We start from the raw sequence: 16,921 nt of genomic DNA on the forward strand, positions 1-16,921 counted from the left end.
ATGGATCAGGAACAGAAGCTCCGCGACTACCTCAAGCGGGCCAGCGCCGATCTGCGGCGCTCCCGGCAGCGGGTGGGTGAGTTGGAGGCGGCGGCCCGCGAGCCGATCGCGATCGTGGGCATGAGCTGCCGCTTCCCGGGAGGCGTGGGCAGTCCCGAGGAGCTCTGGTCCCTGCTGGCCGATGACGGGGACGCCATCACCGCTTCCCCCGACGACCGCGGCTGGGAGATGCTGGCCGAGGACGCCGGCCAGTTCTCCGGCGGATTCCTGCACGACGCGGCCGAGTTCGACGCCTCCTTCTTCGGGATATCGCCCCGTGAGGCCCTCGCCATGGACCCGCAGCAGCGACTGCTGCTGGAGTCCTCCTGGGAAGCCTTCGAACGGGCCGGTATCGACCCGGCCACGGTCCGCGGTGGCCGGACGGGCATGTTCGTGGGCGCGATGCCCCAGGAGTACCGGGTGGGCCCGGACGACGACGTCCAGGGCTTCGCCCTGACGGGCACGGCCACCAGCGTCCTCTCGGGCCGGCTCGCCTACTTCTTCGGGACCGTGGGGCCGGCGGTCACCGTCGACACCGCCTGCTCGTCCTCCCTCGTCGCCCTGCACCTGGCCGCCCACGCCCTGCGCCAGGGCGAATGCTCCCTGGCGCTGGCCGCCGGCGTCACCGTGATGTCCAGCCCCACCACGTTCGTGGAGTTCAGCCGGCAGGGCGGGCTCGCCGCCGACGGGCGCTGCCGCTCCTTCGCCGACTCCGCGGGCGGCACCGGCTGGGGCGAGGGCGTCGGCGTCCTGGTCCTGGAGCGCCTCTCGACGGCCCGCCGCAACGGGCACGAGGTGCTGGCCGTCATCCGCGGCTCCGCCGTCAACCAGGACGGCGCCTCCAACGGGCTGACCGCGCCCAACGGCCCCTCGCAGCAACGGGTCATCGAGCAGGCGCTGGTCAGCGCGCGGCTCTCGGCCGCCGAGGTCGACGTCGTCGAGGCGCACGGCACCGGCACCACCCTCGGCGACCCCGTCGAGGCCCAGGCACTGCTGGCGACCTACGGCCAGGGCCGGGACGCCGCACACCCCCTGCTGCTGGGCTCCGTCAAGTCCAACCTCGGGCACACCCAGGCGGCGGCCGGCATGGCCGGCGTCATCAAGATGGTGCTGTCCCTGCGGCACGGCCTGCTCCCGCGCACCCTCCACGTGGACGCGCCGACCTCGCACGTCGACTGGTCCCAAGGGTCCGTGCGCCTGCTCACCGAGCAGGTCGCCTGGCCGCAGGGCGAACAGCCGCGCCGGGCCGGCATCTCCTCGTTCGGGCTCAGCGGCACCAACGCGCACACCATCCTGGAAGAGGCCCCGGCCGTCCCGGCCCCCGAGGCGGGCCCGGAGGACGCGGCCGAACCCATGGCGCCCGGCGTGGTCCCGTGGCTCGTCTCCGGCCGCACCCGGGAGGCCCTGCGCGCCCAGGCGACGCGGCTGCTCGCCCACCTCACCGCGCACCCCGACATCGCGCCCGTGGACGTGGCCCACTCCCTGGCCACGGCCCGTTCCGGCCTCGAACACCGCGCCGCGTTCACCGCCGCCGACCTGGACCGGGCCCGCGCCGTCCTCACCGCGCTCGCCGACGGCACACCGGCCCCGGGCCTGGTGCAGGACACCGCCCGCACCCGGGCCAAGCTCGCCTTCCTCTTCGCCGGCCAGGGCTCCCAGCGGCCCGGCATGGGCCGCGAACTCGCCGCCCGCTTCCCCGTCTTCGCCGCCGCCCTCGACGAGGTCCTCGGCCACCTCGACCAGGGACTCGAACGGCCCCTGAAGGACGTGCTGTTCGCCGCCGAGGGCACGCCCGACGCCGCCCTGCTCGACCGGACCGGCTACGCCCAGCCCGCGCTCTTCGCGCTGGAGGTGGCGCTGTACCGGCTCGCCGAGTCCTTCGGCCTCACGCCGGACTTCCTCGCCGGCCACTCCATCGGAGAGATCGCCGCGGCGCACGTCGCCGGCGTCTTCACGCTGGCCGACGCCGCGGACCTGGTGCTCGCCCGCGGCCGCCTGATGCAGGCGCTGCCCGAAGGTGGCGCCATGGTCTCCCTGGAAGCCACCGAGGACGAGGTCCTGCCCCAACTCGCGGACCGGGCGGACCGCGTCTCGATCGCCGCGGTCAACGGACCCACCGCCGTGGTCGTCGCCGGCCACGTCGAGGACGTCGACGCCGTCGCCGCGCACTTCGACGCGCTGGGCCGCAAGACCAAGCGGCTGCGGGTCTCGCACGCCTTCCACTCTCCGCTCATGGAACCCATGCTGGCGGAGTTCCGCACCGTCGTCGCCCGCCTCACCCCGCAGGCACCCGTCATCCCGGTCGTCTCCGGCCTCACCGGCACCCTCGCCACGGTCGAGCAGCTGACCTCCCCCGACTACTGGGTGGACCACGCCCGGCACGCCGTGCGGTTCGCCGACACCCTCGACTGGCTCCACGGCCACGGCGCCGCCACCTTCCTCGAACTGGGCCCCGACGGTGTCCTGTCCGCCATGGCCCAGACCTGCCTGGCCGCCGCCGACACCGCCGACGACGCCCCCGCATCCGCCGACGCCGCCGACCGCGTGCCCGCCACCCTCGCGGTGCTGCGCCCGGGCCGCCCCGAGGCCGAGACCCTCACCGCCGCACTGGCGGGCCTGCACACCCGCGGCGTCACCGTCCAGTGGGAGCCCTACTTCCAGGGCACCGGCGCCCGCCGCACCGAGCTGCCCACCTACGCCTTCCAGCGCCGCCGCTACTGGCCCAAGAGCCTGCCCGCCGGCGGCGACGTGCGCGCGGCCGGCCTGGGCGCCGCGCACCACCCGCTGCTGACCGCGGCCGTGTCCGTCGCCAACTCCGACGGCCTGCTGCTGACCGGACGCCTGTCCCGGCGCACCCACCCCTGGCTCGCCGACCACGCCGTGCGCGGCACGGTCCTGCTGCCGGGCACCGCCTTCCTGGAACTGGCCGTGCGCGCCGGGGACGAGGCCGGCTGCGGCCGGGTGGAGGAACTCACCCTGGCCGCCCCGCTGCCGCTGCCCGAGGAGGGCGGCGTCCAGGTGCAGGTGTGGGTGGGCGGGCCCGACGCGACGGGCCGCCGCGCGGTCAGCGTCCACTCCCGTCCCGACGGGCCGGAGGAGCTCCCCTGGACCGAGCACGCCTCCGGCACCCTCGTCGCCGGCGAGCACCACGCCGGCTTCGACGCCACCGTCTGGCCCCCCGCCGACGCCCGGCCGCTCGACCTCGACGGCTTCTACGACCGGCTCGCCGACACCGGCTTCGGGTACGGCCCCCTCTTCCAGGGCCTGCACGCCGCCTGGCGCAGCGGCGACGACGTCTACGCCGAGGTGACCCTGCCCGACGCGGACGGATCCGCCGCCGAGTCCGCCGCGTCGTTCGGGATCCACCCCGCCCTGCTGGACGCCGCGCTGCACGCCGCGGCCTTCGCCGACCTGGGCGAGGGGGCCCGCGGCGGCCTGCCCTTCTCCTGGCAGGACGTGACCCTGCACGCCAGTGGGGCGACGACGGTCCGGGTGAAGCTGAGCCCGGTCGGCGACGACGCGATGGCGCTCGCCGTCGCCGACACCACCGGTGCCGCCGTCGCCTCCGTCGGTTCGCTCGTGCTGCGCTCCATGCCCGACGAACGGTTCGGCACCACCGACTCCCTGGTCCGGGACGCCCTGTTCGAGCTGCGCTGGACCGCACCGCGCCAGCCCGCCCAGGAGGCGCCCACCGCCCTCGCCGTCCTCGGCCCGGACCTCTTCGGCCTGGAGCAGGCCCTCGCGTCGCCGGACCTGATGGTCACGGCGCTGCCCGGCGTGGACGCCGAACGCGCCCCGGAAGTGGTGCTCGCCCCCGTCGCCGGTGCGGCCGGCGACGGCGACGAGGTCGTCAGCTCGGTGCACGCCCGCACCGCCCACGTCCTGGAGTGCCTGCGCAACTGGCTGGCCGGCGAGCAGTACGCCGCCTCCCGACTGGTCTTCGTCACCCGCGGCGCCGTCGCCACTGACGACGGGCAGGCGCCGGACCCGGTGGCCGCCGCCGTCTGGGGCCTGGTGCGCGTCGCGCAGAACGAACACCCCGGCCGCTTCGCCCTGGTGGACCTCGACCCGGCACTCGACGAACCCGCCGCCGAGCCGCTGCTGCGGGCCCTGGCCCTCGACGAGCCGCAGACCGCCGTCCGCGGCACCGACGTGCTCACCGCGCGCCTCGCCCGCGCCCAGGCGCCGCAGGCCGCCGCGGAGTGGGACCCCGAGGGCACCGTCGTCCTCACCGGGGCCACCGGCGGCCTGGGCCGCGTGATGGCCCGGCACCTGGTCGCCGAGCGCGGCGTGCGGCACCTGCTGCTCGTCGGCCGCCGCGGCCCGGACGCCGAGGGCGCCCGGGAACTCGTGGCCGAACTGGCCGAACACGGCGCCCAGGTGGCCATCGCCGCCTGCGACCTGGCCGACCGCGCCGCCGTGGACCTGCTGCTGGCCGGGGTGCCCGCCGCGCACCCGGTCACCGCCGTCGTGCACAGCGCCGGCACCCTCGACGACGGCGTCATCGAGTCCCTCACCCCCGAGCAGCTCAGCACCGTCCTGCGCCCCAAGGCCGACGCCGTCTGGCACCTCCACGAGGCCACCCGGGACCTGGACCTGGCCGCCTTCGTCGTCTTCTCCTCCCTCTCCGGCACCGTGGGCACGGCGGGCCAGGGCAACTACGCCGCCGCCAACGCCTTCCTCGACGCGCTCGTCCAGCTGCGCCGCGCCCAGGGCCTGCCCGGACTCTCCCTGGCCTGGGGCCCGTGGGAGCCCACCGCCGGGATGACCGGCGGCCTGACGGACGAGGACCTCGCGCGGATGGCCCGCCTGGGCACCCCCGCACTCACCGTGGAACAGGGCACCGCCCTCTTCGACGCCGCCACCGCAACGGACGCCGCCGTCCTGCTGCCGACCCGGCTCGACCTGTCCGTGCTGCGCCTCCAGAGCGAGGTGCCGGCACTGTGGCGCGGCCTGGTCCGCGGCCCGGCCCGCCGCTCGGTGGTCTCCGGTTCGGAGGCGGCCGTCACCCTCGTGCAGCGGCTCTCCCGGCTCGCGGAGACCGACCGCCACGAGGTCGTGCGCGACCTCGTGGCCGGCCAAGTGGCCGGCGTGCTCGGCCACGCCAGCACCGCCGACATCGACGCCCGCCGGCCCCTGCGCGAGCTGGGCTTCGACTCGCTGACCGCCGTCGAACTGCGCAACCGGCTCAACGCGGCCACCGGGCTGCGCACCGCCGCGACCGTCATCTTCGACTACCCGACCGTCGACGCCCTCGCCACGCACGTGCTGGCCGAACTCATGGGCTCCGAGGCCGCCACCGCGGCCCGTGCTCCCCGCGCCGCCGCCGACGACGACCCCATCGTCATCGTGGGCATGAGCTGCCGCTACCCGGGCGGCGTCGCCTCGCCCGAGGACCTGTGGCGGCTGGTGTCCGAGGGCACCGACGCCATCTCCGGCCTGCCCACCGACCGCGGCTGGGACCTCGACGCGCTCTACGACCCGGACCCGGAGCGGACCGGCACCTCCTACTCGCGCTTCGGCGGATTCCTGCACGGCGCCGCCGACTTCGACCCCGCCTTCTTCGGCATGAGCCCCCGCGAGGCCCTGGCCACCGACTCCCAGCAGCGGCTGCTGCTGGAGGCGTCCTGGGAGGCCGTCGAGCGCGCGGGCATCGACCCGACGTCCCTGCGCGGCAGCCGCACCGGCGTGTTCGCGGGCGTGATGTACAACGACTACGCCACCGTCCTCGCCGGCGGGCAGTTCGAGGGCCACCAGGGCAGCGGCACCGCCCCGAGCGTCGTCTCCGGCCGGGTCTCCTACACCCTCGGGCTGGAAGGCCCCGCCGTCTCCGTCGACACCGCCTGCTCGTCGTCGCTGGTCGCCATGCACTGGGCGATGCAGGCGCTGCGCGCGGGGGAGTGCACGCTCGCCCTGGCCGGCGGCGTCACCGTGATGTCGACGCCGGGTGCGCTCATCGAGTTCTCCCGGCAGCGCGGCCTGTCCCCGGACGGCCGCTGCAAGGCGTTCTCCGACGGCGCCGACGGCGTCGGCTGGTCCGAGGGCGTCGGCGTGCTCGTCCTGGAACGCCTCTCCGACGCCCGCCGCAACGGGCACCAGGTGCTGGCGGTGGTCCGCGGCTCCGCCGTCAACCAGGACGGCGCCTCCAACGGCCTCACCGCCCCCAACGGCCCGTCCCAGCAGCGGGTGATCCGGCAGGCGCTGGCCGCCGCCGGCCTGAGCACCACGGACATCGACGCGGTCGAGGGCCACGGCACCGGCACCACCCTCGGCGACCCCATCGAGGCCCAGGCCCTCCTCGCCACCTACGGCCAGGACCGGGACGCCGAACAGCCGCTGCTGCTGGGCTCGGTGAAGTCCAACATCGGCCACACCCAGGCCGCGGCCGGCGTCGCCGGCGTCATCAAGATGGTCCTGGCCCTGCGCCACGGCGTGCTGCCCCGCACCCTCCACGCCGACCAGCCGTCCTCCCACGTGGAGTGGGACGCCGGCGCGGTGCGCCTGCTCACCGAGGAGACGCCCTGGCCGCAGGCCGACCGGCCGCGGCGCGCCGCCATCTCCTCCTTCGGCTTCAGCGGCACCAACGCCCACCTCATCGTCGAGGAGCCGGCGGCCGTCCCCGAGCGGCGCGAGGAGCCCGCGCGCACCCCGGCCGTGGTGCCCTGGACGCTGTCCGGCACGAGCCGGGCCGCGCTCCGGGACCAGGCCGCCCGCCTGCGGTCCTTCCTCGACGAGCGGCCCGCCCTCGACCCGGTCGACGTCGCGCTGTCCCTCGCCACCACCCGCTCGGCCTTCGACCAGCGCGCCGTCGTCGTCGGCGACCGGGACGACCTGCTGCGCGCACTGGCCGACCTGGCCGCCGACCGGCCCACCTCCGCCGTCACCGAGGGCGAGGTCGGCGGCGCGGGCAAGCTCGCCGTGGTGTTCTCCGGGCAGGGCAGCCAGCGGCCCGGAGCCGGCCGTGAACTCGCCGCCCGCTTCCCCGCGTTCGCCGCGGCCCTCGACGAGGTGACCGCCGCCCTCGACCCGTACCTGGAGCGTCCCCTCAAGGACGTGCTGTTCGCCCCCGAGGGCAGCCCCGAGGCCGCGCTGCTGGACCGCACCGAGTGGACCCAGCCCGCGCTGTTCGCCCTCGGGGTCGCGCTGCACCGCCTGCTGGGCACCTGGGGCGTCCGCCCCGACGTGCTGCTGGGCCACTCCATCGGCGAGATCACCGCCGCGCACGTCGCGGGGGTCCTCTCCCTGCCCGACGCGGCCCGGTTGGTGGCCGCCCGGGGCCGGCTGATGCAGGCGCTGCCCGCCGGCGGCGCGATGTTCTCCCTCCAGGCCACCGAGGAGGAGACCGCGCCGCTGCTCGCCGGGCGCGAGCACGAGGTCTCCCTCGCCGCCGTCAACGGCCCCCACAGCGTCGTGGTCGCCGGCGACCTGGCCGCCACCGAGGAGATCGCCGCCCACTTCGCCGCCCAGGGCCGCAAGACCAAGCGCCTGGCGGTCAGCCACGCCTTCCACTCGCCGCTCATGGACCCCGCGCTCGACGGACTGCGCGAGGTCGCCGCCGAACTCACCTACCACGCGCCGGACGTGACCGTCATCTCCGGCCTGACCGGGCGCCCCGCCACCGACGACGAGCTGCGCTCCGCCGACTACTGGGTCGCGCACGCCCGCCGCGCGGTCCGCTTCGCCGACACCCTGCACGCCGCGCACGACTGCGGCGCCGGCACGTTCCTCGAAGTCGGCCCCGACAGTGTGCTGTCGGCCCCCGCCCAGGAGGCCCTCGGCGACGCGGCGGACGTGCACGTCGTCCCGCTGCTGCGGTTCGGCCGCGACGAGGAGCGCTGTGCGGCCACCGCACTGGCCCGCCTGCACGTGCGCGGCACCGCCGTCGACTGGCCCGGCTACCTCGCCGGCACCGGCGCCCGCACCGTCGAGCTGCCCACCTACGCCTTCCAACACGAGCGCTACTGGCCCGAACCGGCCCCGGCCCGCTCCGTCCAGGCCGCCGTCGACCCGGCGGACGCCGCACTGTGGGGCGCCGTCGAACGCGGCGACGCGACCGAACTGGCCACCCTCCTCGGGCTGCGCGACGAACAGCACGCCTCCCTCTACGCGTTGCTGCCCGCACTGTCCTCCTGGCGCCAACTGCGGCAGGAGAAGGCGCTGCTGGACTCCACCCGCTACCAGGTCGCCTGGCGTCCCGTGACGGCCGCCGCCGCGCCCGTACTCGACGGCACCTGGCTGCTCGTCACCGCCGACGGCGTCGACGGCGACGAGATCCTGGACGCACTGCGCGGCCACGGCGCCCAGTTCGAGACCCTCACCCTGGACGACGCCTGCCGCGACCGCGCCGAACTCGCCGCCCGGCTCGACGCCGTACGGGCCCGTGAGGACCGCGCCTTCGCCGGCATCCTGTCCCTGCTGCCGCTCGCCGACCGCCCCGGCACCGAGGTCAGCGCCGACCTGCCCACCGGGCTCGCGCTGAGCCTCGTCCTGGCCCAGGCACTGGTCGACGTCGACCTCGCCGCCCCCCTGTGGACCCTGACCCGCGGCGCGGTCGCCACCGACCCGGCCGACCCGCTCGACAACCCCCTCCAGGCTGCGGTCTGGGGACTGGGGCGGGTCGCCGCCCTGGAACACCCGCAGCTGTGGCGCGGCCTGATCGACCTGCCGGCCACGCTCGACGCCCCCGCCACCCAGCACCTGGTCAGCGCGTTGGCCACCCGCGGCGGCGAGGACCAGCTCGCCATCCGGGCCACCGGTGCGCTCGGCCGTCGCCTGGTGCGCCACCCGCAGGCCGAACTGCCGCCCGCCGACGCCTTCACCGCGCCGCGCGGCACGGTGCTCGTCACCGGCGGCACCGGTGCGCTCGGCGCCGAGGTGGCCCGCTGGCTCGCCCGCAGCGGCGCCGACCACCTCCTCCTCACCAGCCGCCGCGGCCCCGACGCCCCCGGCGCGGCCGAACTCGCGGCCGAAATAGAGGACTTGGGGGCCCGGGTCACCATCGCGGCCTGCGACACCGCCGACCGCGACGCACTGGCCGCCCTGCTGGCCGCCGTCCCCACGGAGCACCCGCTGTCCGGCGTCGTGCACGCCGCCGGCGTCGGCCAGAACGCCGCCCTCACCGACACCCCGCTGGCCGACGCCGCGGACGCGATGGCCGCCAAGATGCTCGGCGCCGCCCACCTCGACAGCCTCCTGGACGGTCACGACCTGGACCTCTTCGTCCTGGTCTCCTCGATCGCCGGAGTGTGGGGCAGCGCCGGACAGAGCTCCTACGCCGCCGCCAACGCCTACCTCGACGCCCTGGCCGAGCACCGCACGGCCCGCGGCCTGCCCGCCACCTCCGTGGCCTGGGGCCCCTGGGCCGAGGCCGGGATGGCCACCCACGAGGCCGTCACCGACGAACTGCACAAGCGCGGACTGCGCTTCCTCGCGCCCGCGAACGCCCTCACCGAACTGCGCCGCGCCGTCCTCCACGAGGACGTCACGGTCACCGTCGCCGACATCGACTGGGAGCGCTACCACCCGGTCTTCACCGCCGCCCGCGCGAGCGCCCTCTTCGACGAGATCGCCGAGGTCCAGGCCCTCGACCGCACCGAGGACGGCAACGCCGCGCCGGAATTCGCCGCACGCCTGCGGGGTCTCGACGAGGACGAGCAGACGCGGCTGCTGATCGACCTGGTGCGCGCCGAGGCGGCCGTGGCCCTCGGCCACGACTCCGCGGACGCCATCGCGGAGCGGCGGGCCTTCCGCGACGCCGGCTTCGACTCGCTGACCGCCGTGGAACTGCGCAAGCGACTGGCCGCCCTCACCGGCCTGGCCCTGCCCGCCACCCTGGTCTTCGACTACCCGACCCCCGCCGCCCTCGTCCGCCACCTGCGCGAGGAACTGCTGGGCACCGCCGGCGACCCGGCCGCTCCGACGGCCGTGGCCGCGACGTCCGCGGGCCGCTTCGACGAGCCCATCGCCATCGTCGGCATGAGCTGCCGCTTCCCGGGCGGCGTCCGTTCCCCGCGGCACCTGTGGGACCTGGTCAGCGACGGCGTCGACGCCATCACCGACTTCCCCGTCAACCGCGGTTGGGACACCGGCCTCTACCACCCCGACCCGGACAACCCGGGCACGACCTACTCCGCCCAGGGCGGCTTCCTCCACGACGCGGGCGAGTTCGACGCCTCCTTCTTCGGCATCTCGCCGCGCGAAGCACTGTCGATGGACCCCCAGCAGCGGCTGCTGCTGGAGACCACCTGGGAGGCGTTCGAGCACGCCGGCATCGACCCCACCACCGTCCACGGCAGCGCCACCGGCACCTTCATCGGCTCCACCTACCAGGAGTACGGACTCGGCATCGAGGACGGCTCCGCCGGCCACCTGGTGACCGGCACCAGCCCGAGCGTGCTCTCCGGCCGCCTGGCCTACCTCTTCGGCCTCGAAGGACCGGCGGTCACCGTCGACACCGCCTGCTCCTCCTCCCTGGTCGCCCTGCACCTGGCCTGCCAGTCCCTGCGCAACGGCGAGAGCTCCCTGGCCCTGGCCGGCGGCGCGACCGTCATGACCAACCCCAACCCGTTCGTCGCCTTCAGCCGGCAGCGGGCCCTGGCCGGCGACGGCCGCTGCAAGGCGTTCTCCGACGGTGCCGACGGCATGACCCTCGCCGAAGGCGTCGGCGTCCTCGTCCTGGAACGCCTCTCCGACGCCCAGCGCAACGGCCACGAGATCCTCGCCGTCGTCCGCGGATCGGCCATCAACCAGGACGGCGCCTCCAACGGCCTCTCCGCCCCCAACGGCCCCTCCCAGCAGCGCGTCATCCGCCAGGCCCTGGCCAACGCGGGACTGGCCGCGAAGGACATCGACGCCGTCGAGGCGCACGGCACCGGCACCGCCCTCGGCGACCCCATCGAGGCGCAGGCCCTGTTCGCCACCTACGGCCAGGGCCGCGACCCCGAACACCCGCTGCTGCTGGGCTCGGTGAAGTCCAACATCGGCCACACCCAGTCGGCGGCCGGCGTCGCCGGCGTCATCAAGATGGTCCTGGCCCTGCGCCGGGGCGCGCTGCCGCGCACCCTGCACGCCGACACCCCCTCCAGCCACATCGACTGGACCCCGGGCACCGTCGCGCTGCTGCACGAGCCCCACGACTGGCCCGAGGGCGAACGCCCGCGCCGCTGCGCCGTCTCCTCCTTCGGCATCAGCGGCACCAACGCCCACACCATCCTCGAAGAGGCCCCCCGCCCTCAGGACGCGGCCCCGGCGCCGTCGGTGCCCCCGGCCGGCGACGCCGTCCCCTGGACGCTGTCCGCCCGCACCCCGGGCGCGCTGCGCGCCCAGGCGACCCACCTCGCCGCCCACCTCGACGCCGAACCGGCGCCCGACGCCCTCGACGTCGGCCACTCCCTGGTGAGCGCGCGCACCCTCTTCGACCACCGCGCGGTCGTCGTCGGCACCGACGACCGGACCCGGCGCGCGGCCCTCGACGCCCTCGCCACCGGCGGCTCCGCGCCCGGTGTCGTCCAGGGCACGGCCGACACCGAAGGCAAGACCGTCTTCGTCTTCCCCGGCCAGGGCTCCCAGTGGGTCGGCATGGGAGCGCGGCTGCTCGACGAGTCCCCGGTCTTCGCCGAGCGCCTGACCGAATGCGCCACCGCCCTCTCGGAGTTCGTCGACTGGTCCCTGCTCGACGTGCTGCGCCAGGTCGACGGCGCACCGACGCTGGACCGCGTCGACGTCGTCCAGCCGGCCTCCTTCGCCGTGATGGTGTCGCTGGCCGCACTGTGGCGCTCCTACGGCATCGAGCCGGACGCCGTGGTCGGCCACTCGCAGGGCGAGATCGCCGCGGCGGCCGTCGCCGGGGCGCTCTCCCTGGAGGACGCGGCCCGCGTCGTCGCCCTGCGCAGCCAGGCCATCGCCCGCGGACTGGCCGGCACCGGCGGCATGCTGTCCGTCCCGCTGCCCGCCACCGACGTCGAAGCGCGCCTCGCCGCCTACGAGGACCTCTCGATCGCCGCGGTCAACGGCCCCCGCTCCACCGTCGTCTCGGGGGCCACCGCCCCGCTGGACGCCCTCCAGGCCGCACTGGTCGCCGAGGACGTCCGCGCCAAGCGCATCGCCGTGGACTACGCCTCGCACTCCGCGCAGGTCGAGCGGGTGCGGGAGGAACTGCACAGCGTCCTGGCGCCGGTCCGCCCGCGCCCGGCCGAGGTGCCGTTCTTCTCCACCGTCACCGGTGACTGGCTGGACACCACCACCATGGACGCCGACTACTGGTACACCAACCTGCGCCAGACCGTCCGCTTCCAGTCCGCCGTCCGCGACCTCCTCGGCCAGGGCCACGGCTTCTTCATCGAGGTCAGCTCGCACCCGGTGCTCGTCATGGGCGTCCAGGCGATCGCCGAGGAGAGCGGCGGCACGACCGCGGTCCTCGGCACCCTGCGGCGCGACACCGGCGGCACCGACCGCTTCCTGACGTCCCTGGCCGAAGCCTTCGTCCGGGGCGCGGACGCCGACTGGTCCGCGGTCTTCGCCGACACCGGCGCCCGCCGGGTACCGCTGCCCACCTACGCCTTCCAGCGCGAGCAGATGTGGGCCATCCCCGACCGGACCCAGAACCAGGCCGAAGCGGACCCCGCCGACGCGGAGTTCTGGACCGCGGTGGAGGAGGCGGACGTCGACTCCCTCGCCTCCCGCCTGCATCTGGACCGCGCCGCCCTGGAACCCGTCCTGCCGGCCCTGTCCGACTGGCGCCGACGCCGGCGCGACCTGGCGGCCGTCGACTCCTGGCGCTACCGCGCCACGTGGCAGCCGCTGACCGCCCTCCCCACGGCCGCCCTGACCGGCACCTGGCTCGTCGTCACCACCGACGACACCGACGACACCGACGGCGACGACATCACCGCCGTCCTCACCGCGCACGGCGCCGAGGCCCGCACCCTCGTCCTGGACGACGCCTGCCTGGACCGCGCGACGCTGACCGCGCGCCTGGCCGACCTCGACGGCGCCGCGGACCTCACCGGCGTGGTGTCCCTGCTGGCCGCCGCAGAGGGCCCGAGCCCACACCACCCGGCGCTCAGCCGCGCGACGGCCCTGTCCGTCACGCTCGTCCAGGCGCTCGGCGACGCCGGCCTCGACGCGCCGCTGTGGTGCCTGACCCGGGGCGCGGTCTCCACCGGCCGCGCGGACCGGCTCACCCGGCCCGACCAGGCCCAGATCCACGGCCTCGGCTGGACCGCAGCCCTGGAACACCCGCAGCGCTGGGGCGGTCTGGTCGACCTGCCCGACGCACTGGACCGGCGGGCCGCCGAGCGCCTGGCCGCCGTCCTTTCCGGCCGCACCGGCGAGGACCAACTCGCCGTCCGCGCCTCGGGCGTCCTGGCCCGCCGCGTCGTGCGCGCCACCCCCGCCGACCCGGCGCCGGACCGGCCCTGGACGCCGCGGGGCACCACCCTGGTCACCGGCGGCACCGGCACCCTCGCCCCGCACCTGGCCCGCTGGCTCGCCCGGCAGGGCGCCGAGCACGTCGTGCTCACCAGCCGCCGCGGCCCGGCGGCCCCCGGCTCCGACGACATCGTCCGGGAGCTGGCCGAGTTGGGCTGCGAGGCCAGCGTCGTCGCCTGCGACCTGACCGACCGCGACGCGGTCGCCGGGATGCTTCACGCGCTCGCCGCCGACGGCCGCACCGTGCGCACCGTCGTGCACACCGCCGTCACCATCGAACTGGCGACGTTGGAGGAGACGACCCTCGACGACTTCGCGAAGGTCATGGACGCCAAGGTCAACGGCGCCCGGCACCTGGACGAGCTCGTCGGCGACGACCTGGACGCCTTCGTCCTGTACTCGTCCACCGCCGGCATGTGGGGCAGCGGCGCCCACGCCGCCTACGTGGCCGGCAACGCCCACCTCAACGCCCTGGCCGAGCACCGGCGCGCCCGCGGCGCCCGGGCCACCGCCGTCTCCTGGGGCATCTGGTCCGACGACCTCAAGCTCGGCCGGGTCGACCCCGGTCAGATCCGCCGCAGCGGACTGGTCTTCATGGACCCCGAACTGGCCCTCACCGGCCTGCGCCAGGCCCTCGACGGCGACGAGACGCACCTGGCCGTCGCCGACGTGGACTGGGAGCGCTACTACCCCGTCTTCACCTCCGCGCGCCCCACCCGGCTCTTCGACGACCTGCCCGAGATCCAGCGGCTCGCCGAACAGACCGGCGGGCCCGCGGAATCCGGCAGCGAGTTCGCCGACCGGCTGCGCGGGCTGGCCCCCGTCGAGCAGGAACGGCTCCTGCTGGACCTGGTCCGCGGCGAGGCCGCCACCGCACTGGGCCACGCCTCGCCCGACGTGCTCTCCGAACAACGCGCCTTCCGCGACGTCGGGTTCGACTCGCTGACCGCCGTCGACCTGCGCAACCGGATCGCCACCGTCACCGGGCTCGCGCTGCCCAGCACCATGGTCTTCGACCACCCCAACCCGCGCGCCCTCGTCACCTTCCTGCGCGACTCCCTCACCGGGGCCGCGGCCGACTCCGGCGCCCCCACCACGTACACCGCGGCCGCCGACGACGAGCCCATCGCCATCATCGGCATGAGCTGCCGCTACCCCGGCGGCGTCGGCTCGCCGGAGGACCTGTGGCGCCTGGTCGTCGAGGGCGGCGACGCCACCGGCGAGTTCCCCACCGACCGCGGTTGGGACGCCGAGGGCCTCTACGACCCCGACCCCGACCGGGCCGGCCACACCTACTCGACCCGCGGTGGCTTCCTGCACGACGCCACCGAGTTCGACGCCTCCTTCTTCGGCATCTCGCCCCGCGAGGCCCTCGCCATGGACCCCCAGCAGCGCCTGCTGCTGGAGACGTCCTGGGAGGCGATGGAGCACGCCGGTCTCGACCCCGCCACCCTGCGCGGCAGCAGCACCGGCACCTTCATCGGCGCCAGCTACCAGGACTACGGAGCCTCCGGCGCGAGCCCGGAGAGCGCCGAGGGCCACCTGATCACCGGCACCATCTCCAGCGTCCTGTCCGGCCGGCTCTCCTACACCTACGGCTTCGAGGGCCCGGCCGTCTCCCTGGACACCGCCTGCTCCTCCTCCCTGGTCGCCCTGCACCTGGCCTGCCAGTCCCTGCGCAACGGCGAGAGCTCCCTGGCCCTCGCGGGCGGCGTCAGCATCATGTCCACGCCCGCCGCGTTCGTCGGCTTCAGCCGCCAGCGCGCGATGGCCGCCGACGGCCGCTGCAAGGCCTACTCCGACCAGGCCGACGGCATGAGCCTGGCCGAAGGCGTCGGCCTGGTCCTCGTCGAACGCCTCTCCGACGCCCGCCGCAACGGGCACCGGGTCCTCGCCGTCGTCCGCGGCTCCGCCGTCAACCAGGACGGCGCCTCCAACGGCCTGACCGCGCCCAACGGCCCGTCCCAGCAGCGCGTCATCGGGCAGGCACTGGCCAACGCCAAGGTGGACGCCGACGGCATCGACGTCATCGACGGACACGGCACCGGCACCGCCCTCGGCGACCCCATCGAGGCGCAGGCCCTGCTCGCCACCTACGGCCAGGGCCGCGACCCCGAACACCCGCTGCTGCTGGGCTCGGTGAAGTCCAACATCGGCCACACCCAGATGGCGTCCGGCGTCGCCAGCGTCATCAAGATGGTGATGGCCCTGCGCCACGGCACCGTGCCGCGCACCCTGCACGTCGACCGGCCCTCCTCGCACGTCGACTGGAGCTCCGGCGCCCTCCGACTGCTCACCGAGCCGCTGCCCTGGCCGAGCACCGGACACCCGCGCCGCGCGGGCGTCTCCTCCTTCGGCCTCAGCGGCACCAACGTCCACACCATCCTCGAACAGGCCCCCGAGGACCCGTCCGAGGACACCACCGCCACCCCGCCCACCGGCGCGGTCGATGCCGCCCCCGTACCGGTGCTGCTGTCCGGGCACACCGAAGCGGCACTGCGCGCCCAGGCCGGCCGACTGCTGTCCCACCTCGCCGACCACCCCGACCTGCCGCTGACCGACCTCGCGCACTCCCTCGCCACCTCCCGGTCCGCCCTGGAGCACCGCGCGGCCGTCGTCATCGACGACCACGACGCCCTCACCCGGGCACTGACCGCACTGCGCGACGCGACCGCCGACGCCGGGCTGCTCACCGGCCGCCCGGACCACGGCCGACTGGCCTTCCTCTTCACCGGCCAGGGCAGCCAGCGCCCCGGAATGGGCCGCGAGCTCTACGACCGGCACCCGGTCTACGCCGAGGCACTGGACGCCGTACTGGCCCGCTTCGACCTGGAACTCGACCGTCCGCTGCGGGAGATCCTCTTCGCCGCCCCGGACACCCCCGAGGCCGCGCTGCTGGACGAGACCCAGTACACCCAGCCCGCCCTCTTCGCCCTCGAAGTGGCCCTGTTCCGCCTCGCCGAGTCCTGGGGCCTGCGCCCCGACTACGTCGCCGGCCACTCCATCGGCGAGTTCGCCGCCGCGCACGCCGCGGGAGTCCTCTCCCTGGAGGACGCCTGCACCCTGGTGGCGGCCCGCGGCCGGCTGATGGCCGCACTGCCCGCCGGCGGCGCCATGACCTCCGTCGAAGCCACCGAGGACGAGGTGACCGCCGCGCTCGCCCCGTACGAGGGCCGGGCCGCGATCGCCGCCGTCAACACCCCGACCTCCCTGGTCGTCTCGGGCGACGAGGACGCGGTGCACGCCGTCGCGGCGCACTTCGAGGAGCGCGGCCACCGCACCAAGCGACTGCGCGTCAGCCACGCCTTCCACTCGCCGCACATGGACCCGATGCTGGCGGACTTCGCCCGCGTCGTCCGCGACGTCACCTGCCAGGCACCCACCGTGCCGCTGGTGTCCACCGTCACCGGCACCCTGCTCACCCACGACGAACTCGCCGCACCGGAGTACTGGA

Annotated in this window: 1 protein-coding gene (cut by a window edge); it reads left to right on the forward strand. The window is 75.5% G+C overall.

Annotated features, from left to right (window positions below):
* Window positions 1-16,921 carry the 5' portion of a type I polyketide synthase gene (locus ACLJT4_RS15525; RefSeq protein ID WP_411122908.1) on the forward strand. Its footprint extends 11,576 nt past the window's final position, so the window shows 16,921 of its 28,497 coding nt (coding positions 1-16,921); it begins with the start codon at window positions 1-3; its stop codon lies beyond the right edge, outside the window.

It is taken from the genome of Streptomyces sp. x-19 (assembly GCF_046549115.1).
GTDB lineage: Bacteria > Actinomycetota > Actinomycetes > Streptomycetales > Streptomycetaceae > Streptomyces > Streptomyces albulus_C.